Raw genomic sequence first — 25,237 nt, 5'->3', positions numbered from 1 at the left:
CCACCGGAACCGACACCGCGTACTAGGGGACAGCCATGGCGAATGAACAGAAGCTTCTCGACCATCTGAAGTGGATGACCGGCGAGCTGCGCCAGGCCAACAGGCGCCTCCGCGAGGTCGAGGAGGGTGCCCGCGAGCCGATCGCCATCGTTGCCATGAGCTGCCGGTTCCCCGGCGGGGTGGAGAGCCCGGAAGGGCTGTGGCAGTTGGTCGCGGGCGGGCACGACGCGGTCGCGCCGTTCCCCGGCGACCGGGGCTGGGACGTCGACGCGCTCTACGACCCGGACACCGGGCGACACGGCACCTCGTACGTCCGGGAGGGCGGCTTCCTGGCCGGCGTCGACCGCTTCGACGCGAGCCTGTTCGGCATCGCCCCCCGCGAGGCCACCGCCATGGACCCCCAGCAGCGCATCCTGCTGGAGACCGCGTGGGAGGCGTTCGAGCGGGCCGGCCTCGACCCGCGTTCGCTCCGGCAGCAGCGGATCGGCGTGTTCGCCGGCACCAACGGCCAGGACTACGGCTCGCTGCTCGCCGGCGACGACGAGACCACCGAGGGCTACCTGGCGACCGGCACGGCGGCGAGTGTCATCTCCGGCCGCCTGGCCTACGCGTTCGGCCTGGAGGGCCCGGCCGTCACCGTCGACACCGCCTGCTCGTCCGCGCTGGTGGCCCTGCACCTGGCGGCGGAGTCGCTGCGCCGCGGCGAGTGCACCCTCGCGCTGGCCGGCGGCGTCACGGTGATGAGCACGCCCACCGCGTTCGTCGAGTTCAGCCGCCAGCGCGGGCTCGCCGCCGACGGGCGCTGCAAGCCGTTCGCGGCCGCCGCCGACGGCACCGGGTGGGGCGAGGGCGCCGGGCTGCTGCTGCTGGAGCGGCTCTCCGACGCCCAGCGTCACGGGCGCCGGGTGCTGGCGGTGGTGCGTGGCACGGCCGTCAACCAGGACGGCGCCTCCAACGGGCTGACCGCCCCGAACGGGCCCTCGCAGCAGCGGGTGATCCGGGAGGCGCTGGCCGGCGCCGGCCTGTCCCCGGCCGAGGTGGACGCGGTCGAGGCGCACGGCACCGGCACGAAGCTGGGCGACCCGATCGAGGCGCAGGCGCTGCTGGCCACGTACGGGCAGGACCGGCCGGAGGACCGGCCGTTGTGGCTGGGCTCGGTCAAGTCGAACATCGGGCACACCCAGGCGGCGGCGGGTGTCGCCGGGATCATCAAGATGGTCATGGCGATGCGCGCCGGTCTGCTGCCGGCGACGCTGCACGTCGACGAGCCGACGCCGCACGTGGACTGGTCGGCGGGCGCGGTCGCGCTGCTGCGCGAGGCGCGCCCGTGGCCGGAGACCGGCCGGCCGCGACGGGCCGGCGTCTCCTCGTTCGGGATCAGCGGGACGAACGCCCACGTGGTGCTGGAATCGGCCGCGCCGGTCGAGGACGAGCCGGCCGCCGAGCGGCCCGGGCCGACGCCGTTCGTGTTGTCCGCCCGGACCGGGCCGGGCCTGCGGGAGCAGGCGACGCGGCTCGCCGCCCTGCTGTCGTCGGGCGCGACGCCGACCCCGGCCGCCCTCGGATCGGCCCTCGCCACCACGCGGGCGGCCCTCGACAGCCGAGCCGTGCTCGTCGCCGACGGTCTGGACGACCTGGCGGCGGCGCTCGCCGGGCCGGTCGGCGGCGCGGTCGTCGAGCCGGGTGCCCTGGCGTTCCTGTTCACCGGTCAGGGTGCGCAGCGCGTCGGGATGGGCGCGGGTCTGGTGGCGCGGTTCCCGGTGTTCGCGGAGGCGTTCGAGGGGATCGTGGGCCGGTTCGACGGGTTGCGGGAGGCCCTGGGTTCGGAGGCGATCCACCGGACCGTGCACACCCAGGCCGGGTTGTTCGCGGTCGAGGTGGCGTTGTTCCGGCTCCTCGAATCCTGGGGGGTGACTCCGGACTACCTGTTGGGCCATTCGATCGGGGAGATCGCCGCCGCGCACGTCGCGGGGGTGATGTCGCTCGACGACGCGGTCACGCTCGTCGCTGCTCGGGGTCGGTTGATGCAGGCGTTGCCGGCCGGCGGCGCGATGCTGGCGGTGCAGGCGTCCGAGGCCGAGGTGCGGGAGATCATCGCCGGCACAGATGTCGACGTCGCCGCCGTGAACGGCCCGACGTCGATCGTGATCTCCGGTCCGGCCGACGCCGTCGACGAGGTGGCGCCGAGGTTCACCAAGGCCACCCGGTTGACGGTGTCGCACGCGTTCCACTCGTCGCTGATGGAGCCGATGCTGGCCGACTTCGCGGCGGCGATCGCGCACATCTCGTATGCGTCGCCGCGTGTCCCGGTGGTGTCGAACCTGACCGGTGTCCCGGTGGAGGAGTTCACCGCCGACTACTGGGTGCGCCACGTCCGGGAGGCGGTCCGGTTCGCCGAAGGCATGGCCTGGCTCGCCGACCATGGCGTCACCCGCTGCCTGGAGGTCGGCCCGGCCGGCGTGCTGAGCGCGCTCACCGCGCCGGAGCTGACCTGCGTCGCGGCGTTGCGCAAGGAACGCGACGAGGTCGCCACGGTGCTGGCCGCCGTCGGCCGGCTGTGGACCCTCGGCGTGCCCGTCGACTGGAGCGCGATCCTGCCGCCGGCCGGGCACGTCGACCTGCCCACCTACCCGTTCCAGCGGCAGTCCTACTGGCCGCCGGCCCGCGCCGGCCACGGCAACATCGCCGCCGCCGGTCTCTCCGCCGCCGAGCATCCCCTGCTCACCGCCGCCGTGACGCTCGCCGACGACGACGGGATCCTCCTCACCGGCCGCCTCTCCGCGCACACCCACCCGTGGCTCGCCGACCACGTCGTGCTGGACCGCGTCGTGGTGCCCGGCACCGCCTTCGTCGAGCTGGTGCTGCGCGCCGCCCAGCAGGCCGGCGGGCTCGACATCGCGGACCTCACCATCGAGACCCCGCTGGTGCTGCCCGCCACCGGCGGTGTCCAGCTCCAGGTGCGGGTCACCGACGACGGCGGCGAACGCTCGGTCCAGGTGTACGCGCGGCCCGAACCGGACGCCGGCGTGGAGTCGGAGTGGACCCGCCACGCGTCCGGCGCGCTCGCCACCACCGCCACCGCCGACCGGTTCGACCTCGCGGCCTGGCCGCCGGCCGGCGCCGCACCGGTCGATCTCGGCGACTTCTACGGCGACGCCGCCGCGCGTACCGGCCTGCGCTACGGCCCGGTGTTCCGCGGACTGCGCGAGGCGTGGTTGCTCGACGGCGACGTCTACGCGGAGGTCGCGCTGCCCACCGAGGCGCACGCCGACGCCGCCCGGTTCGCGCTGCACCCGGCGTTGTTCGACGGCGCGCTGCACGCCGCCGCGCTCGGCGGCCTGCTGCCGGACGACGGCGCCGCCCGCCTGCCGTTCGCCTGGTCCGAGGTGCGGCTGCACGCCTCCGGCGCCCCGACGCTGCGGGTCCGCCTGCGCGCCGACGGCCCCGAGGCCGTCACGCTCCAGGTCGCCGACGTGGACGGCGCGCCGGTCGCCACCGTGGGTCGCCTGGTCCTGCGTCCGGCCCGCCGTGACCAGCTCGACTCCGTCGCGGGCGGCGCGACCCGGGACGCGATGTACGCCGTGACGTGGACCGCGCTTCCGCCGTCGCGCGCCGAGGCGCCCGTCACGGACGTCGTCGTGCTGCCGGTCCGCGCCGACGACGTGCGCACGGCCGTCGCCGAGGCCCTCACCGGCGTTCAGGAGTGGCTGGCCGACGACCGTTTCGCCGATGGTCGGCTGGTGGTCGTGACCCGGGGCGCGGTGCCTGTCGCCGGCCCGGTGACCGACCTGGCCGGTGCGGCGGTGCGGGGTCTGCTGCGCTCGGCGCAGACCGAGAACCCGGGCCGGATCGTGCTCGCCGACCTGGACCACGCGGAGCCGTCCGAGACGCTGCTGGCCGACCTGCTCCACCGGGACGAGCCGGAGTTGGCGGTGCGCGGCGCCGACGTGTACGCCCCCCGGCTGACCCGCGCCCTCCCCGCGACCACGCTCACCCTGCCGACGGCCACCGGGTCGTGGCGGGTGGCTCCGGGTGGTGACGGCGCGTTGTCGAGCCTCGATGTCGTCGCCGCTCCCGCCGTGGAGCTGGGTGCGGGTGAGGTGCGGGTCGCGGTTCGCGCGGTGGGGGTGAACTTCCGGGACGTGCTGCTGGGTCTGGGGGTGTATCCGGATCCGGACGCGGTGATGGGTTCCGAGGGTGCGGGTGTGGTGGTCGAGGTCGGCCCGGACGTGCCGGACCTGGTCGTGGGCGATCGGGTGTTCGGCCTGTTCCACGGTGGGTTCGCCCCGAAGATCGTGGCGGATCATCGGGTGGTCGCGCGGATGCCCGAGGGTTGGTCGTTCGCGCAGGCGGCTGCGGTGCCGATGGCGTTCCTGACGGCCTGGTACGGGCTGGACGACCTCGGACGTCTGCGGGCCGGTCAGCGGGTGTTGGTGCACGCCGCTGCCGGTGGTGTGGGTATGGCGGCGGTGCAGCTCGCGCGGTTGTGGGGTGCGGAGGTGTTCGCGACCGCGTCGCCGGCGAAGTGGCCGGCGGTCGAAAGTCTCGGCGTCGCGTCGGATCACATCGCGTCGTCGCGGGATCTGGGTTTTGCGGGTGCGTTCGGCAGTGTGGATGTGGTGTTGGACTCGCTTGCCGGTGAGTTCGTGGACGCGTCGCTCGGCATGGTGTCGCCGGGTGGCCGCTTCGTGGAGATGGGCAAGGCGGACATCCGTGACGCCGCTGAGGTAGAGCGGGATCTTGGTGTTTGGTACAAGGCGTTCGACCTGTCGGAGGCGGGTGCGGAGCGCACGGCGGTGATGCTGGCCGAACTGGTCGCCCTGTTCGAGTCCGGGTCGCTGCGGTTGCTCCCGCCGACGGTGGCGGATGTGCGGGAACTGCCGGCGGTGCTGGGTGCGATGAGTCGTGGCGCGCACATCGGGAAGAACGTGGTGCTGGTTCCCCGCGAGGTGGACGGGCCGGTGCTGATCACCGGTGGCACCGGTGGTCTGGGCGCGCTGCTCGCCGCGCATCTGGTCGAGGCCCACGGGGTGCGGGACCTGGTACTGGTGAGCCGTTCCGGTGGACCGGCGCCGGAGCTGGACGCGCGGGTGCGTGTCGTCGCCGCGGACGTCACCGACCGCGACGCGCTCGCCGCGGTGCTCGACGGCATCGACGGGCTGGCCGGTGTGGTGCACTGCGCGGGGGTGCTCGACGACGGCGTGTTCACCGCCCTGACGCCGGATCGGGTGGCCGGGGTGCTGGCGCCCAAGGTCGACGCGGTGGTGCACCTGCACGAGTTGACGCGCGACCTCGACCTGGCGATGTTCACCGTGTTCTCCTCGGTGTCGGCGGTGTTCGGGTCGGCGGGTCAGGCGGCGTACGCGGCGGCGAACGCGTTCCTGGACGGCTTCGTGTCGTACCGTCGTGGTCTCGGTCTGGTCGGGCAGTCGTTGGGCTGGGGTCTGTGGGCCAACGCCGCGGGCATGGGCGGCCGGCTGACCGGCACCGACGCCGACCGGGTCACCCGGGCCGGCGACGGCCTCCCCGACGAGCTGGGCCTCGCCCTGTTCGACGCGGCCCGGCACCTGCCCGCCGCGCACCTCGTCCCGGCCACCCTCGACCTCGCCGCGTTCCGGCGCGCCGGCGCCGTGCCCGCGCTACTGCGCGGCCTGGTGCGCGGCACGGGCCGACGCGCAGCCCAGCACAGCGGCGGCGGCTCCGGCCTGGCCCGCCGCCTGCTGGCGCTGCCCGAGGCCGAGCGCGAGCGTACCCTCGTCGCCCTCGTCTGCGACCAGGTCGCGGCGGTCCTGGGCCACAGCGGCGCCGACGCCGTCGACGCCCGGCACGCCTTCAAGGACCTCGGCTTCGACTCGCTGACCTCGGTCGAGCTGCGTAACCGGCTCAACGCGGCGGCCGGGATCCGGCTGCCCGCCACCGTCGTCTTCGACTACCCGAACCCGACAGTGCTCGCCACCTACCTCGGCCGGCAACTCGCCGGCACGAGCGACGCGGCGAAGCCGGCCGCCGTCGCCACCTTCGACGCCGACGAGCCGATCGCCGTGGTCGGCATGGGCTGCCGCTTCCCGGGCGGGGTCGGGAGCCCGGCCGACCTGTGGGACCTGCTGATCGCCGGCACCGACGCGATCTCGACGTTCCCGGACGACCGCGGCTGGGTGGCCGACCACGACGGCTACACCCGCGTCGGTGGCTTCATCGACCACGCCGCCGACTTCGACGCGCGACTGTTCGGCATCTCACCGCGCGAGGCGCTCGCCATGGACCCGCAGCAGCGGGTGCTGCTGGAAACCTCCTGGGAGGCCTTCGAGTCGGCCGGCATCGACCCGGCGACGCTGCACGGCAGCCAGACCGGCGTCTTCGTCGGCGCCGCGGCCTCCCGGTACGGCCAGGGCGCGGACCTGCCGCCCGAGGCCGAGGGGCACGTCCTGACCGGCATCGCGACGAGCGTGATCTCCGGCCGGGTCGCCTACTCGTTCGGCCTCGAAGGCCCCGCGGTCACCATCGACACCGCCTGCTCGTCGTCGCTCGTGGCGCTGCACCTGGCCGTGCAGGCGCTGCGGCAGGGCGAGTGCGACATGGCGTTGGCCGGTGGCGTCACGGTGATGGCGGGGCCGGACATCTTCGTCGAGTTCGACAGGCAGCGCGGACTGGCCGCCGACGGGCGGTGCAAGGCGTTCTCCGCCGAGGCCGACGGCACCGGGTGGGGCGAGGGCGCCGGCGTCCTGGTCGTCGAACGGCTCTCCGACGCGCAGCGGAACAACCACCAGATCCTAGCCCTGGTACGCGGGTCCGCGATCAACCAGGACGGCGCCTCCAACGGCCTCACCGCCCCCAACGGGCCCTCCCAGCAACGGGTGATCGACAGGGCGTTGGCCGGAGCCGGACTCCGTGGCGCGGACGTGGACGCGGTCGAGGCGCACGGCACCGGCACCGCCCTCGGCGACCCCATCGAGGCGCAGGCGCTGCTCGCCACGTACGGGCGGGACCGGGATCCGGACCGTCCACTGCTTCTCGGGTCGGTGAAGTCGAACATCGGCCACACCCAGGCGGCGGCCGGCGTCGCCGGGGTCATCAAGATGGTGCTCGCGATGCGGCACGGCCGGCTTCCCCGCACGCTGCACGCCACGCACCCCTCGTCGCACGTCGACTGGAGCAGCGGGGCGCTGCGCCTGCTCGACGAGCCCGCCGCGTGGCCGGAGACCGACCGGGCCCGGCGGGCGGCGGTCTCCTCGTTCGGCATCAGCGGCACGAACGCCCACGTGGTGCTCGAACAGGCGCCCCCGGCGCCCGCGGCCGCACCGGAGCCGACGCCGGGCCTGGTGCCGTGGGTGGTCACCGGCCACACCGCCGACGCGGTGCGGGCCCAGGCCGGCCGGCTGCTCGACGCCGCCGCCACGGCGACGCCGCCGCTCGACCTGGCCGCCGTCGGCCACACCCTCGCGACCGGCCGCAAGGCCCTGAAGCACCGGGCCGTGGTGGTCGGCGCCGACCGCGGCGAGCTTCTCGACGGCCTGGCAGCCGTACGCGACGGCAGCCTGGTTCCCGGCACCGAACAGCTCGGCCGGACCGCGTTCCTGTTCACCGGTCAGGGTGCGCAGCGCGTCGGGATGGGCGCGGGTCTGGTGGCGCGGTTCCCGGTGTTCGGGGAGGCGTTCGAGGGGATCGTGGATCGGTTCGACGGGTTGCGGGAGGCCTTGGGTTCGGAGGCGATCCACCGGACCGTGCACACCCAGGCCGGGTTGTTCGCGGTCGAGGTGGCGTTGTTCCGGCTCCTCGAATCCTGGGGGGTGACTCCGGACTACCTGTTGGGCCATTCGATCGGGGAGATCGCCGCCGCGCACGTCGCGGGGGTGATGTCGCTCGACGACGCGGTCACGTTGGTGGCGGCGCGGGGCAGGTTGATGCAGGCGTTGCCGGCCGGTGGCGCGATGCTCGCGGTGCAGGCGTCCGAGGAGTCGGTGCGGGAGGTCATCGCCGGCACGGGCGTGGACGTCGCGGCGGTCAACGGCCCCACGTCGGTGGTGGTCTCCGGTCCGGTGGAGGCGATCGACGAGCTGGCGCCCCGGTTCGCGAAGACGACCCGGCTCTCCGTGTCGCACGCGTTCCACTCGTCGCTGATGGAGCCGATGCTGGCCTCGTTCGGGTCGGTGGCGGCCGGGCTCGCCTACCTGCCGCCGCGCATCCCGGTGGTGTCGAACCTGACCGGTGCGCCGGTCGAGGAGTTCACCGCCGACCACTGGGTGCGGCACGTGCGCGAGGCGGTGCGTTTCGACGACGGGCTGCGGTGGCTGACCGCGCAGGGCGTCAGCCGCTTCGTCGAGGTCGGCCCGGCGGCCGTGCTGACCGGGCTGGTGCGCGACGGCGTCGGCGTGGCGGTGCTCCGCAAGGACCAGGACGAGGAACGAGCCGCCCTGCGGGCGCTGGCCGACCTGTTCACGGCCGGGGTCGCGATCGACTGGCCGGCGGTCACCGGCTGGCGGTCACCCAGCCGGGTGGACCTGCCGACGTACGCGTTCCAGCGAGACCGCTACTGGCTGACCCCGTCGGAGCCGGCGCCGGTGGCCGGTGGCGAGGACGGCGGCTTCTGGTCGGCGGTGGAGCGCGCCGACCGGGACGGGTTGGCCGCGGAGCTGGGCCTGGCCGCCGACGACGCGGCCGCCCTGGACGGGCTGCTGCCGTCGCTGTCCGCCTGGCGTCGCCGGCGGCGCGCGCAGGGCGTGGTGGAGGGCTGGCGGTACCGGATCGGCTGGACGCCGATCGCGGAACCCGGCCCGGCGGCGCTGTCCGGGGCATGGCTCGTGGTCTCGGACGACCCGACCGACGCCACCGACGTGGCCGCCGCGCTGACCGCGGCGGGCGCCGAGGTGGTACGGGTGCAGGGGCCGGCCGACCGTGGCGTGCTGACCGGCGTGTTGACCGTCGCCACCGACGTCCGGGGCGTCGTCTGGGCCGGCAGCGCTGGTCAGTCGTTGACCGTGCTGCTCCAGGCGGTCGCGGACGCCGGGACCGAAGCCCGGGTGTGGGCGGTGACGCGTGGCGCGGTCGCGGTGGGTCGGTCGGAGTCGGTGACCGACGTCTCCGCCGCGACGGTCTGGGGTGTGGGTCGCGTCGCCGCGCTGGAGCTGCCGCAGACGTGGGGCGGTCTGGTCGACGTGCCGGCGGTCCTGGGTGAGCGGGAGGGTCGCCGGTTCACCGCGCTCCTCGCCGGGGACGGCGAGGACCAGCTCGCGGTACGCGCCTCCGGGGTCTTCGCGCGCCGCCTGCGACGCGCCGCCCCGGCCGGACCGGCGACTCCGTTGTCGTTGTCCGGGACCGTGTTGGTCACGGGTGGGACGGGCGCGTTGGGTTCGCGGGTGGCGCGCTGGGTGGTCGGGCGTGGGGCCGACCGGGTGGTGCTGGTGTCGCGTCGTGGTGACCGGGCGCCGGGTGCCGCCGATCTGGTGGCGGAGTTGAGCGCTGCGGGTGCCGAGGTGTCGGTGGTGGCGTGTGACGTCGCCGACCGGGACGCGGTGCGTGCGGTGGTGGCCGGTATCGGGGATCTGACCGGTGTGGTGCACGCCGCGGGTGTGTCCAGCATGGAAGGTCTGTTGGAGGCGTCGGCGGAGTCGTTCGGGTCGGTGGTGTCGGGCAAGGTGTCTGGTGCGCTGCATCTGCACGAGGCGACCGCAGACCACGATCTGGACCTGTTCCTCGTCTTCTCGTCGATCGCGGGTGTGTGGGGCAGCGGTGGTCAGGCTGCGTACGCCGCCGGTAACGCGGCGTTGGACGCGCTGGTGGAGTCTCGCCGTGCGGTGGGGAAGACCGGCACCGCTGTCGCGTGGGGTCCGTGGGCCGAGGGTGGGATGGCGGGCGCGGCCGGTGCGGAGGACTACCTGGCCCGGCGCGGCCTGGCCGCGATGGATCCTGATCTGGCGATGCAGGCCCTGGCGCTCGCGGTCGACGCCGGTGACGTGACCACGACGGTCGCCGACGTGGACTGGTCGCGGTTCGTGGCGACGTTCGCCGCCCAGCGGCCGGCGCCGCTGTTCGGTGAGCTTGTCGTCGCGTCGGAGGCGGTCACCGATGGTGGCGCGTTGACCGCGCGCCTGGCGGGTCTGCCCGAGGCGGAGCGGCGCCGGCAACTGCTGACGCTGGTGCGTACCCAGACCGCGAAGGCGCTCGGGTATGCCGGGGCGGGGCAGGTGGAGCCGCAGACCGCGTTCCGGGACCTGGGCATCGACTCGGTGACCGCGGTGGAGGTGAAGACCCGCATCAACGCGGCCACCGGTCTGCACCTGGGGTCATCTCTGGTGTTCGACCACCCGACGCCGCAGCTCCTCGCCGACCACCTCCTCGACGCGTTGGGACTGGGTGGCCGGACCGGTGCGCCGACTGCCGCCGTGGCGCAGCCGCTGACCGGCGACGACATCGTGATAGTGGGGATGGCGTGCCGGTATCCGGGCGGGGTGGAATCGCCGGAGGATCTGTGGCGGTTGGTCGCCGGTGGAAGCGACGGCATGTCGGTGTTCCCGTCCGACCGGGGGTGGACGGTGCCCGACGGCGTCGGGTACGCGGCGGTGGGTGGTTTCGTCGACACCGCGACGGGCTTCGACGCCGGCCTGTTCGGGATCTCCCCGCGCGAGGCCGTCGCGATGGACCCGCAGCAACGCATGTTGCTGGAGGTGTCGTGGGAGACGCTGGAACGTTCCGGGGTGGACCCGCGGTCGCTGCGGGGTCGGCCCGTGGGTGTGTTCGTGGGCGCGTCGCACTCGGGCTACACCGCTGACGGCGCCGACGGTCACGTGCTGACCGGTACGGCGAACAGTGTGATCTCGGGTCGGGTGTCGTACTCGTTCGGGTTCGAGGGCCCTGCGATGACCGTGGACACGGCCTGCTCGTCCTCCCTGGTGGCGTTGCACCTGGCGGCGCAGGCGCTGCGTGGTGGCGAATGCGATCTGGCCCTGGCCGGTGGGGTCACCGTGATCACGGGTCCGGACGTGTTCGCGGAGTTCGCCCGCCAGGACGGCCTCGCGTCGGACGGCAGGTGCAAGTCGTTCGCCGGTGCCGCCGACGGCACCGGATGGGCCGAAGGCGTCGGGATGCTGCTGGTCGAGCGGCTGTCGGACGCGGTGCACAACGGACACCGGATTCTGGCAAGGGTCGCCGGTTCCGCGGTCAACTCCGACGGCACGTCCAACGGCCTGACCGCGCCGAACGGGCCGGCGCAGCAGCGGGTGATCCGCCAGGCCCTGGCGAGCGCCGGTCTGAGCACCGGCGACGTGGACGTGGTGGAGGCGCACGGCACCGGCACCCGGCTGGGTGATCCGATCGAGGCCCAGGCGTTGCTGGCCACGTACGGGCAGGATCGTGAGCAGCCGTTGTGGTTGGGTTCGATCAAGTCGAACATCGGCCACACGCAGGCCGCCGCGGGTGTCGCGGGGATCATCAAGATGATCCTGGCGATGCGTCACGGTGTACTGCCGGCCACGTTGCACGTCGACGAGCCGTCCCCGCACGTGGACTGGGCCGCCGGCGCGGTCGAGCTGCTCACCGCGGCCCGGCCGTGGCAGGCGAACGGTGGTTCGCGGCGTGCCGCCGTGTCGGCGTTCGGGATCAGCGGCACCAACGCCCACGTGATTCTGGAAGAGCCGGCCGAGCAGCCGGCGGCGGTCGAGGCGCCGCGGGTCGACGGGCCGGTGCCGTGGCTGGTTTCCGCGCGGTCGGCGGAGGCGTTGGCGGGTCAGGTGCGGCTACTGCACGACGCCGTGGCCGCCGACCCGGAGCTGGACCCGGCGGCGGTGGCGTGGTCCCTGGCGACCGGGCGGGCGGCGTTGGAGCACCGTGCGGTGGTGCTGGCCGGTGCGCGTGACGACTTCCTCACCGGTCTCCAGGCACCGGCGATCTCGGGCGTGGTGTCCGAAGGCGGTCTGGCGTTCCTGTTCACCGGTCAGGGCGCGCAGCGCGTCGGGATGGGCGCCGGCTCGTACGCCCGGTATCCGGTGTTCGCGGCGGCGTTCGACGCCATCTGCGCCCGCTTCGACCAACTCCTCGACATGCCGCTGCGGCAGGCCATCGACTCCGACGCGATCCACCGGACGGTCTACACGCAGGCCGGTCTGTTCGCGGTCGAGGTGGCGCTGTTCCGCCTGTTCGAGTCGTGGGGTGTGACCCCGGACTTCCTGCTCGGGCACTCGATCGGGGAGATCGCCGCCGCGCACGTCGCGGGCGTGCTCGACCTGGACGACGCGGTCACGCTTGTCGCGGCGCGGGGTCGGCTGATGCAGGCGCTGCCCGCAGGCGGGGGGATGCTCGCCGTGCAGGCGACCGAGAAGTCGGTGCGGGAGATCATCGCCGGCACGGGCGTCGACATCGCCGCCGTCAACGGGCCGACGTCGGTGGTCCTCTCCGGCCCGGCCGACGCCGTCGAGGAGCTGGCGCCGCGGTTCACCAAGGCCACCCGGCTCACTGTCTCGCACGCGTTCCACTCGGCGTTGATGGAGCCGATGCTCGACGAGTTCGCGGCCGCGATCGCGCACCTCGACTTCCAGAAGCCGCGCATCGCCGTGGTGTCGAACCTGACCGGGGAGCCGGTCGAGGAGTTCACCGCCGACTATTGGGTGCGCCACGTGCGCGAGGCGGTGCGCTTCCACGACGGCACGACCTGGCTCGCCGCGAACGGCGTGACCCGCTGCCTGGAGGTCGGCCCGGCCGGCGTGCTGTCCGCGACCGCCACGCCGGACCTCACCTCCGTTCCCGCACTGCGCAAGGACCGCGACGAGACCGACAGCCTCCTGCACGCCGTCGCGAGGCTGTGGACCGTCGGCGTGCCCGTGGACTGGACCGCGGTCCTGCCCGTCGCGCCCCGCGTCGACCTGCCCACGTACGCCTTCCAGCGGGACCGGTACTGGCGGTCCCCGCGCACCGCGGACCCGGTCGAGGCGGCGTTCTGGCGGGCGGTCGAGGACGAGAGCCTGACCGACCTGCTGCACACCGACGTACCGGCCCCGCTGGGCGCCGCGCTCGCCGAGTGGCGACGTGGCCGGGTGGCGGCCGGCGCCACCGCCTCCTGGCGCTACGAGGTCACCTGGGAACCGACCGCCGAGCCGCCCGCGCCGGCCGCCGGACGGTGGGTCGTCCTCGTGCCACGGCCGGGCATGGCCGAGGCGATGTTCGGCGGCACCGGCCTGGACTTCACCGAGATGCTGGTCGGCGAGGAGGGTCTCGTCGGCCTCGACCCGGACGTCGCCGGGGTGGTGTCGCTGCTGCCCGCCACCGCGCATGAGCTTCTGACGACGGTGCGCGCCCTCGACGGGACCCGCCTGTGGTGGGTCACGGCCGGGGCGGTGTCGGTGGGCCGGTCCGACCCGCTGACCGACGTCGCCGCGTCGATGGTGTGGGGGGCGGGCCGGGTGGCCGCCCTGGAACTGCCGGAGCTGTGGGGCGGCCTGATCGACGCCCCTGCCGAACCGGACGAGCAGGCGCGCCGTCGCCTGGCCGCCGTGCTCGGCGGACACGAGGACCAGGTCGCGGTGCGCGGCGACGGGGTGTACGTCCGCCGGCTGCGTCCGGCCGCCGCGAGCGCGCCGGCCGAGGCTCGGACGTGGGACGGTACGGTTCTGGTCACCGGCGGTACCGGGGCGCTCGGCGCTCAGGTGGCCCGTTGGCTGGTGGGTCGTGGGGTGTCGCGGTTGGTGTTGACGTCGCGGCGGGGGATGGACGCGCCGGGTGCTGCCGAGTTGGTGGCGGAGCTGTCGCCGGCGCGGGTGGACGTGGTGGCGTGCGACGTCGCGGATCGTCCGCAGGTGGCGGAGCTGCTGGCCGGGATCCCGGACCTGCGCGGCGTGGTGCACGCCGCCGGGATCTCCGGAGTGGGCCTGCTGACCGAGTCCACCCCGGAGGAGTTCACGCAGATCGTGCGCGGCAAGGTCGCCGGCGCGGTCAACCTGGACGCGCTGACCGGCGAGCTGGACCTGTTCGTGGTGTTCTCGTCGATCTCCGGCGTGTGGGGCAGCGGAAGCCAGGCCGCGTATTCGGCCGCGAACGCGTTCCTGGACGCGCTGGTGCAGTCGCGCCGGGCCGCCGGGAAGGCGGGCACCGCGATCGCCTGGGGTCCGTGGGCCGAGGCCGGCATGCTGGTCGCGGACGAGGGCGCCGAGGACTACCTGCGCCGTCGCGGATTGCGCCCGATGCCGCCGACCCTGGCGGTCCGGGTGCTGGCCGAGGCGGTCGACGCCGACACCGGTTGCCTGACCGTCGCCGACGTCGACTGGGCGCGCTTCGGGCCGGCGTTCACCGCCTCTAGGCCCAGCCCGCTGCTCCGGCACGTGTACGCCACCGAACCGGAAGCGGTCCCGACCGCGAGCCGCTGGGCGACGGAGGTCGCCGCGATGCCGGCGGCCGAACGCGGTCGGTCGGTGCTCGGGCAGGTGCGCCGCACGGTGGCCGAGGTGCTCGGGTACGCCGACGTGGACCGGGTGCCGCCGGGCCGCGCGTTCAAGGACCTCGGCATCGACTCGCTCACCGCGGTCGAGCTGCGCGACCGGTTGCAGGCGCTGACCGGGCTCACGCTGCCGGCCAGCCTCGCCTTCGACCACCCCAGCCCGACCGCGATCGTCCGGATGCTGGAGCGCCTCGTCGAAGCGCCGACCACGGTCGCGACGACCACGGTCGCCGCGGTGAGCGGCGACCCGGTGGTGATCGTCAGCATGGCCTGCCGCTACCCGGGCGGGGTGGACTCGGCCGAGTCGCTGTGGGCGGTGGTCGAGGGCGCCGAGGACGTGCTGACGCCGTTCCCCGGGGACCGGGGCTGGGACCTGGACGGGCTCGCGGCGGGCGGCTCGGACACCACCATGGGTGGCTTCCTGGACGGGGCGGCCGAGTTCGACGCCGGGCTGTTCGGGGTGTCAGCCCGGGAGGCGCTGGCGATGGACCCGCAGCAACGGCTGCTGCTGGAGACCACCTGGGAGCTGTTCGAGAAGGCGGGCATCTCGCCGACCTCGCTGGCAGGCACGTCAACCGGGGTCTTCGTGGGCTCGAACACCCAGGACTACTCGGGCGTGCTCGCCGCCGGCACCGGTCACGACGGCTACCTGGCCACCGGCACCTCGGCGAGCGTCGTCTCCGGGCGGCTGTCGTACGTCTTCGGGCTGGAAGGCCCGGCCGTCACCGTCGACACCGCCTGTTCGTCGTCGCTCGTCGCGTTGCACCTGGCCGCGCAGGCCCTGCGGGCCGGCGAGTGCGACCTCGCCGTGACCGGCGGGGTGGCGGTCGTCTCCACGCCCGGCATCTTCACCGAGTTCTCCCGGCAGGGCGGGATGGCGCCCGACGGCCGCTGCAAGGCGTTCGCCGAGGGCGCGGACGGCACCGGTTGGGGTGAGGGCGTCGGCGTCCTGCTGCTGGAGCGGCTGTCCGACGCCCGCCGTAACGGGCACGAGATCCTGGCCGTGGTCGCCGGTTCCGCGACCAACTCCGACGGTGCGTCGAACGGCCTGACCGCGCCGAACGGACCCGCGCAGCAACGGGTGATCCGCCAGGCCCTCGCGAACGCCGGATTGAGCCCCGCCGAGGTGAGCGTCGTCGAGGCGCACGGCACCGGTACCAAGCTGGGCGACCCGATCGAGGCGCAGGCGGTGCTGGCCACCTACGGCCAGGACCGCGACGAGCCGCTCTGGCTCGGGTCGATCAAGTCGAACATCGGCCACACCCAGGCCGCCTCGGGCGTCGCCGGGGTGATCAAGATGGTGCTGGCGATGCGGCACGGTGTGCTGCCGGCGACGCTGCACGTCGACGCCCCGTCGACGAAGGTGGACTGGGCGTCCGGCGCGGTGCGGCTGCTGACCGAGGCCCGGGACTGGACCGCCGGGGACCGGACCCGGCGGGCCGGAGTGTCGTCGTTCGGGATGAGCGGCACGAACGCGCACGTGATCCTGGCGGAGCCCCCGCCGCCCCTGGCCGTCGAGCCGGCGCCGCAGCCGGAAGGGCCGGCGGTAACGGCGGTGCCGTGGCTGCTGTCGGCGCGTTCCGCCGAGGCGCTGACCGGGCAGGCACGCCGGCTCGCCGACTTCGTGGCCGCCCGGCCCGACCTCGACGTGACCGCCGTGGCCGGCGCGTTGCGCTCCAGCCGGGCCGTGCTGGAGCACCGGGCCGTCGCCGTCGGGTCCACCCGGGAGGACCTGCTCGCCGCTCTGACCGCGATCCGACCCGGCGAGCCGGTGACGGACGCCGACGGCCGTGTCGTGCTGGTCTTCCCCGGGCAGGGCGCCCAGTGGCTCGGGATGGCCGCGGCGCTGCTGGACGAGTCGCCGGTGTTCGCCGCCCGGATCGCCGAGTGCGCGGCGGCGCTCGACGGGTACGTCGACTGGTCGCTGCTCGACGTGCTGCGGTCGACGGACGACGGCTGGATGTCGCGGGTCGACGTCGTACAGCCGGTGCTGTGGGCGGTGATGGTCTCGCTGGCCGCCGTCTGGCAGTCGCTCGGCGTGGAGATCGCCGGCGTGGTCGGCCACTCGCAGGGCGAGATCGCGGCGGCGGCGGTCGCCGGGATCCTGTCGCTCGCCGACGCGGCGATGGTGGTGGCCGTCCGATCGCGCGCGCTGCGGGCGATCGCCGGCACCGGCGGGATGATCGCGGTCGCGATGGGCGCCGACGCCGCCGCCGAGTTGCTGGACGAGCTGCCCGGCATGTCGCTGGCGGCCGTCAACGGCCCGGCGTCGGTGGTGCTCTCCGGCGACGTCGCCGGCATCGAGGCGGTGCTGGCGCGGTGCGCGGAGCGGGGCGTGTGGTGCCGGCAGGTTCCGGTCGACTACGCCTCACACAGCTCCCAGGTCGACGGCCTGCGCGCGGAGCTGCTGGCCGCCTTCGACGGGTTGACCCCGCGGGCGGGCGCGGTGCCGTTCCACTCGACGGTGACCGGCGGCCTCGTCGACGCGGCGGAGCTGGACGCGGCGTACTGGTTCGAGAACCTGCGCCGCCCGGTGCGTTTCGACCAGGTGGTCACCGGCCTGATCGCCGCCGGGCACCGGCTGTTCGTCGAAGCCAGTCCGCACCCGGTGCTGGTCGCCGGCGTGGGGGAGCGCGGCGGCCTGGTGACCGGCTCGCTGCGCCGCGACGAGGGCGGGCTGGCGCGGATGCTGCGCTCGGCCGGCGACCTCTGGGCCCTGGGCGGTCACGTCGACTGGTCGGCGGCGACCGGCGCCGGCGCGGTGCGTGGCCTGCCGACGTACGCGTTCCACCGGCGCCGCTACTGGCCGGCGCCGGCGGCCGGCGCCGCGGACGCGGCGGCGATCGGCCTGTCCGGGCTGACCCACCCGCTGCTCGGCGCCACCACGGTGCTCGCCGACACCGACGGCGTGCTGCTGTCCGGCCGGGTCGCGCCCGCCTCGCCGGGCTGGCTAGCCGACCACCGGGTGGCCGGCCGGGTGGTCCTGCCCGGCACCGCCTTCCTGGAACTCGCCCTGCAGGCCGCCCAGCGCACCGGCGACCGCCGGATCGGTGAGCTGACCGTGGCGGCGCCGCTCGTGCTCGACGACGGCGCGGCGCAGCTCCAGGTCCGGGTGGCCGAGGCCGACGAGCACGGACGACGGGCCCTGCACATCTACGCCCGGCCCGAGCACGACGCCGACGGGTCCTGGACGCGGCACGCCTCGGGCATGCTGGAGCCGACCGGCCCGGCCGCCCCGGCCGGTCTCGGCGCCTGGCCGCCGGCCGACGGGACGGTCCTGGACGTGCCGGCGTTCTACCAGGCCGCGGCCGCCGCCGGTTACGGCTACGGCGCCGCCTTCCGTGGCCTCCACCGGGCCTGGCGGGTCGGCGACGACGTGTACGCCGAGGTCGAGCTGCCCGCCGACATCGCCACCGAGGGCGCCGGCTACGGCCTGCACCCGGCGCTGCTCGACGCCGCGTTGCAGGCCGTCGGGCTGGGCGACTTCGTCACGGCGGACGGCCTCGCGCTGCCCTTCGCCTGGACCGGCGTCCAGCTGTCCGCGGTGGGCGCGACCGCGCTGCGGGTACGGATCAGCGCCGCCGGCCCGGACGCCGTCAGCGTCACCGTGACCGACCCGGCCGGCGCACCGGTCGCGACGGTCGAGCGCCTGGACTTCCGGGCGCTGGGCGCGGGCGGGTTGCCGACCGCCGCCGGCACCCGGGAGGCGCTGCTGCGGGTCGACTGGTCGCCGCTGCGCGACGCGGTCGCCGTGGACGTGCCGGCCGAGGTGTGGCGGGTGGACGCGCCGGACGTCGCAGTGGTGTTGGAACGGGTTCAGGGGTGGCTCGCGGCGACGATCGATGGCGTCCTGGTTGTGGTGGTCAACGCTGCGGTGCCGGTCGGCGGCGCGGCAGTCGACCCGTACGCGGCTGGGGTGTGGGGATTGTTGCGGTCGGCGCAGTCGGAGAATCCGGGTCGGATCGTGCTCGTCGACAGCGACGGGGGCGACGGGGACGGGTTCCTGCGTGGGCTGGCCGGGTTGGGTGAGCCGCAGGTGGCGGTGCGGGATTCGGTGGTGTTCGTGCCGCGGTTGGTGCGGGCGTTGCCGTCGTCGTCGCTCGCCGTGCCGGAGGTTCCGGCGTGGCGCCTCGACGTGGTGGGCGGGTCGTCGTTGGACTGCCTGGCGCTGGTGCCGGCCGACGACGCGCTGGCGCCGTTGGCGGCTGGTCAGGTGCGGGTGTCGATGCGCGCCGCCGGCGTCAACTTCCGCGACGTCCTGGTCGCGCTCGGCGTGCACACCGCGACGAGCATCATGGGCTCCGAGGGCGCCGGCGTCGTCCTCGAGGTGGCCCCGGACGTCACCGACCTGAAGCCCGGCGACCGCGTCTTCGGTTCGTACGTGGGCGCCTTCGGCTCGGTGGCGGTGACCGACCGGCGGCTCGTCTCGCCGATGCCGGCGCGGTGGTCGTTCGCGCAGGCCGCGTCCGTGTCGACCGCCTACGTGACCGCGTTCTACGGGTTGCGGGACGTGGCGGGTCTGCGCGCCGGCGAGCGGCTGCTGGTGCACGCCGGCGCCAGTGGTGTCGGCATGGCCGCCGTCCAGCTGGCCCTGGCCTGGGGTGTCGAGGTGTTCGCGACCGCGTCGCCGGGCAAGTGGGACGTGTTGCGGGGTCTGGGTCTGGACGACGCGCACATCGCGTCGTCGCGGGACACCGGTTTCGAGGCGGCGTTCGGCCGGGTGGATGTGGTCTTGAACTCGCTGGCGGGTGAGTTCATCGACGCGTCGCTGCGGATGCTCGACGACGGCGGCCGGTTCGTGGAGATGGGCAAGGCCGACTACCGCGACCCCGCCGAACTCGCCGAGCGCGGCGTGCGCTACCCGACGTTCGACCTCGCCACCGAGGGCTGGGAACGCACCGCCGGCATCCAGGGCGAAGTCCTCGCGATGGTCGACCGCGGCGAGGTGTCGCTGTTGCCGTTCCGGGTGTGGGACGTGCGGGATGCGGCGGAGGCGTTCCGGTTCATGTCGCAGGGCCGGCATGTGGGCAAGATCGTGTTGACGATTCCGTCGGTGCCGTCGGGGACGGTGTTGTTGACCGGTGGCACCGGTGTGTTGGGTGGGTTGTTCGCGGAGCATCTGGTGGCCGCACACGGGGTGCGGGATCTGGTGTTGGTGTCGCGTCGTGGTCCGGCCGCGCCGGGTGCGGGGGACCTGGTGGGTCGGCTGGAGGAGGCCGGCGCGCGGGTGCGGGTGGTCGCGGCGGATGTGGCGGATCGTGGGGCGCTGGCCGGGGTGCTTGAGGACATCGAGGATCTGTCGGGTGTGGTGCATCTGGCGGGTGTGTTGGATGACGGGGCGTTCGAGGGTTTGTCCGGCGAGCGGGTGGCGTCGGTGTGGGCGGGTAAGGCGGTGGCGGCGGCTCATCTGGATGAGTTGACGCGGGGCCGGGATCTGGCGTGGTTCGTGGTGTTCTCGTCGGCGTCGGCGACGTTCGGTACGGCGGGTCAGGCGGGGTATGCGTCGGCGAACGCGTTTCTGGATGGTCTGGTGGCGGCTCGGCGGGCGCGGGGTTTGCCGGGGTTGTCGGTGGGGTGGGGGTTGTGGGCGGCGTTGTCGGAGATGACGTCGCATTTGGATGAGCGTGCGGTGGCGCGTATCGGTGGGGTGTTGTCGTCGGCGTTGGGTGTGGCGTTGTTCGACGAGGCGGTGCGTCTGCCGTTGTCGCATGTGGTGCCGATCAGTTTGGACCTGTCGGGTTATCGCGGCGGGGAGGTGGAGGTGCCGGCGCTGCTGCGGTCGCTGGTCCGACCGGCCCTGCGCCGGGCCGGCGTCGCCGCACCGGACACCGACACCTTCGCCAGCCGCCTCGCCGCGCTGCCCGAGGCCGCCCGGCACCGGTTCGTGCTCGACACCGTCGTCGGCCACGCCGCCGCCGTGCTCGGCCACGAACCCGCCGAGGCGATGAGCCCGAACCAACCGTTCAAGGCGCTCGGCTTCGACTCGCTGACCTCGGTCGAGCTGCGCAACCGGCTGCGCGCCGCCACCGGTGTGCTGCTGCCCGCCACGCTCGTCTTCGACTACCCGTCACCCACGGCGCTCGCCGGGTTCCTCCTGGAACGGCTGACCGGCGACAGCGTCCCGGCCGCGCCGGTCGCCCGACCGGCAGTCCAGGTCGGGGACGACGACCCGGTCGTGGTGGTGGGCATGGGCTGCCGCCTGCCGGGCGGTGTGTCCTCGCCGGAGCAGCTCTGGGACGTGGTGGCCGGCGGCCGCGACGCGATCACCGGGTTCCCCACCGACCGCGGCTGGGACCTGGCGAACCTGTACGACCCGGACCCGGACCGCGCCGGCACCACCTACGTGCGCGAGGGCGGCTTCGTCGACGCCGCCGCCGGGTTCGACGCCCGACTGTTCGGCATCTCACCGCGCGAGGCCCTCGCCATGGACCCCCAGCAACGCATGCTGCTGGAGGTGTCGTGGGAGGCCCTCGAACGCGCCGGGATCTCCCCGGACTCGCTGCGCGGCTCGTCTACCGGCGTGTTCGTCGGCGGCGCCTCCTCGACGTACGGGATCGGCGTGGACCTGCCCGACGGCGTGGAGGGACACCTGCTCACCGGCTCGGTCACCAGCGTCATGTCCGGCCGGGTGGCGTACCAGTTCGGCCTGGAAGGCCCGGCCGTCACCATCGACACCGCCTGCTCGTCGTCGCTGGTCGCGCTGCACCTGGCCGCGCAGGCGCTGCGGGCCGGCGAGTGCGACCTGGCGCTGGCCGGCGGTGTCACGGTGCTGACCAACCCCGGCATCTTCACCTCGTTCGCCCGCCAGCGCGGCCTGGCCGCCGACGCCCGGTGCAAGCCGTTCGCGGCCGCCGCCGACGGCACCAGCATGGCCGAGGGCGCCGGCGTGCTCGTCGTCGAACGGCTCTCCGACGCCCGCCGCCACGGTCACCGCGTGCTCGCCGTGGTGCGGGGCAGCGCGGTCAACCAGGACGGCGCCTCCAACGGTCTCACCGCACCCAACGGGCCGGCCCAGCAGAAGGTGATCCGGCAGGCCCTGGCCGGCGCCGGGCTGAACGCCGCCGACGTCGACGTGGTCGAGGCGCACGGCACCGGCACGAAGCTCGGTGACCCGATCGAGGCGCAGGCGTTGCTGGCGACCTACGGGCAGGACCGGGACCGGCCGCTCTGGCTGGGCTCGGTGAAGTCGAACATCGGGCACACCCAGGCCGCCGCCGGCGTCGCCGGGATCATCAAGATGGTCATGGCGTTGCGGCACCAGGAACTGCCCGCGTCGCTGCACGTCGACGAGCCGACCCCCGAGGTCGACTGGTCCACCGGAGCCGTCCGGCTGCTCACCGAGGCCCGCCCGTGGGACACCGCCGACGACCGGCCGCGCCGCTTCGCGGTCTCCTCGTTCGGCATCAGCGGCACCAACGCCCACGCCATCTTCGAGGCGCCGCCCACGGACGACGCCCAGGCGGTCACGCCGACGGTCGACGGACCACTCCCGTGGCCGATGTCGGCGCAGAGTCCCGAGGCGCTGCGGGCCCAGGCCGGCCGGTTGCGCGAGCTGCTCGACCGGGAGACGCGGCTCGACCCGGCCGACGTCGGGGCCGCGCTCGCCGCCACCCGGGCCACCCTCGGCCACCGTGCCGTCCTGACCGCCGCCGACCGCGTCGGGTACGCCGCCGCGCTCGACGCGCTCGCGACCGGCGCACCGACGCCGGCGGTCGTCACCGGCGTCGCCCAGGACCGCCGGACCGCGTTCCTGTTCACCGGGCAGGGCGCCCAGCGGATCGGCATGGGCGCCGGGCTGGCCGCCCGGTTCCCGGTGTTCGCCGAGACGTTCGACGACATCGTCGCCCGCTTCGACGGACTGCGGGAGGCGCTCGCCGCGGAGGAGATCCACCGGACCGTGCACGCCCAGGCCGCGCTGTTCGCGGTCGAGGTGGCGCTGCACCGGCTCCTGGAGAGCCAGGGGATCAGCCCCGACTTCCTGCTCGGGCACTCCATCGGGGAGATCGCCGCCGCCCACGTCGCGGGCGTGTTCGACCTGGACGACGCGGTGACCCTGGTCGCCGCCCGGGGCCGGCTCATGCAGGCGCTGCCGGCCGGTGGCGCGATGCTCGCGGTGCAGGCGTCCGAGGAGTCGGTGCGGGAGGCCATCGCCGGCACGGGCGTGGACGTCGCCGCCGTCAACGGCCCGACCTCGGTCGTCGTCGCCGGGCCCGCCGAGGCGATCGACGAGCTGGCGCCCCGGTTCGCCAAGACCACCCGGTTGACCGTGTCGCACGCGTTCCACTCGTCGCTGATGACCCCGATGCTCGCCGACTTCGCCGAGGTGGCCGGCGGCCTGACGTACCGGCGTCCGATGATCCCGATCGTGTCCGGCCTGACCGGGGAGCCGGTCGACGACTACTCGGCCGGCTACTGGGTGCGGCACGCCCGGGAGACGGTCCGCTTCGCCGACGGCATCCGGTGGCTCCAGGACCACGGTGTCTCCGCGTACGTCGAGGTCGGGCCGGACGGTGTGCTCGCCGCGATGCTGCCGGCGTGCCTGCGGGAACCGGCCGGCGGCGAACTCGCGCCGGCCGTCGTCCCCACCCAGCGGCGCGACCGCGACGAGGCCGAGACCCTGACCCAAGCCGTCGGCCGGCTGTTCGCCGAGGGCGCCCCGGTGCGCTGGGACGCCTGGTACCCGGGCGCCGCCCGCCGGGTCGACCTGCCGACGTACCCGTTCCAGCGCGAACGGTTCTGGCTCGCCGACCGGGCCGCCCGCCCGGCCGAGGACGGCGCCGCCGAGCGGCACTTCTGGGACGCGGTGGCCGGTGGCGACCTCGACACGATCGCCGCCGACCTGGATCTCGACGCCGGTGCCCCGTCCCGGGAGGCGCTCGGCAGCGTGCTGCCCGCGCTGTCCAACTGGCACCGCCGGCAGCGGGAGCAGGCGGCCGTACTCGACCTGCGGCACGCCGTGCGGTGGGAGCCGCTGGACCGCCCCGCCGCACCGCCGGCGAACGGGCCGTGGCTGGTGATCGCCGCGCCGGGCGACGAGCCGCCGCTGGACGACGTGGTGCCGGTGCGCGACGCGGAGACCCGTACCGACCTGGCCGTCGCCCTGCGCGCCGCGGCCGACGGCCGCACGCCGGCCGGGGTGCTGTGGGCGCCGTCCGCCGGACTGGCCGACGCGGCCGCCCGGACCCTCACCGTCGTCCAGGCCCTGGACGACTCCGACATCGGCGTACCGCTGTGGTGCCTGACCCGCGCCGCCGTGCAGACCGGCGCCGACCCGGACGTGGACGTCGCGCACGCGCAGATCTGGGGCTTCGGCCGGGCCGCCGCGCTGGACTGGCCGCAGACCTGGGGCGGGCTGGTCGACGGCCCGGCCCGCTGGACCGCCCGCACCCGGGCCGACCTGGCCCGGGTACTCGGCGGCGACGAGGACCAGGTCGCCCTGCGCGACGGCGGCGCGCTCGGCCGCCGGATCACCCGGGCCGCCATGCTGCCCGCCGCCCGGTCGCCCTGGCGCCCGGCCGGCACCGTGGTCGTCACCGGCGGCACCGGCGCGCTCGGCGCCGAGGTCGCCACGTGGCTCGCCGGGCGGGGCGCCGAGCACCTGCTCCTGCTCAGCCGGCGCGGGCCGGACGCGCCCGGCGCCGCCGAGCTGACCGCCGGCCTGCGCGCCGGTGGAACCCAGGTGACGGTCGCCGCCTGCGACGTCGCCGACCGGGCCGCGCTCGCGGCGGTGCTCGACGCCGTCCCGGCGGACCGGCCGGTCACCGGCGTCGTGCACACCGCCGGCGTCGACACCGGCCAGACGCTGGACACCGCCACCGAGGACCACGTGGTGAGCGTGCTGCGGGCCAAGGTGGACGGTGCCCGCCACCTCGACGAGCTGCTCGCCGACGCACCGCTCGACGCGTTCGTGCTGTTCTCGTCGATCGCCGGGATCTGGGGCAGCGGGCACCAGGCGGCGTACAGCGCGGCCAACGCCGCCCTCGACGCGCTCGCCGAGCGGCGCCGCCTGCGGGGCCGCACCGCGACCGCCGTCGCCTGGGGGCCGTGGGCCGGCACCGGCATGGCGGCCACCGAGGAGGCTTCCGCGTTCCTGCGCCGCCGCGGGTTGCGGCCGATGCCGGTACGGTCGGCGCTGGCCGCGCTGGGCCACGCCGTCGACCACGACGAGACCTGCGTGACGGTCGCCGACGTGGACTGGACGCCGTTCCTGGCCGCCTTCACCGCCATGCGGCCCAGCCCGCTGATGCGGGCGGTGGCACCCGCGCCCGGCGACGCGGACGCGCCGGAGCCGGCGGCCGAGGTCACCGGGGAACTGCGCGCCCGGCTCGCCGGACTACCCGCCGCCGACCGCTACCGGGTGCTGGCCGACCTGGTCTGCCGCACCGCCGCCGACACGCTCGGCTACACCGGCGGGGCCGGCGTCGAGGAGAACCGCAGCTTCAAGGAGTTGGGCTTCGACTCGCTGACCGCCGTCGAGTTCCGCAACCAACTGAACGCGGCGACGGCACTCACCCTGCCGATCTCCCTGGTGTTCGACCACCCGACCCCGGCCGCCGCCGCGACCTACCTGGAGCGCGAGTTGTGCGCCGGGCCGGACCACGACCCGGACGACCAGGAGATCGCGCTGCGGGCGGCGCTGGCCACCGTGCCGATCGCCCGCCTCCGCGACGCCGGCGTCCTCGACGTGTTGCTGCGCGTCGCCGGGCTGGCCGCCCACGGCGAGCCGGCGGGCTCCGGTCCGGCGGCCGAGGAGATCGACGACCTGGACGTCGACGCACTGATCCAGATCGCGCTCGAGAACGACAACGACTGATGCTG

1 protein-coding gene is annotated in these 25,237 nt (G+C 74.8%); it reads left to right on the top strand.

What is annotated here, in order from left to right; all coding sequences use genetic code 11:
- Positions 1 to 35: 35 nt before the first annotated feature.
- A complete protein-coding gene (locus O7618_RS12670) occupies positions 36 to 25,232 on the top strand; it encodes a type I polyketide synthase (RefSeq protein WP_278106271.1) in 25,197 nt (8,398 codons plus the stop codon).
- Positions 25,233 to 25,237 lie beyond the last annotated feature (5 nt).

It is taken from the genome of Micromonospora sp. WMMD980 (genome assembly GCF_029626035.1).
In the GTDB taxonomy this organism is placed as follows: Bacteria; Actinomycetota; Actinomycetes; order Mycobacteriales; family Micromonosporaceae; genus Micromonospora.
The sequence above is the reverse complement of the archived record's forward strand: the minus strand, read 5'-3'. Positions and strand labels throughout refer to the sequence as shown.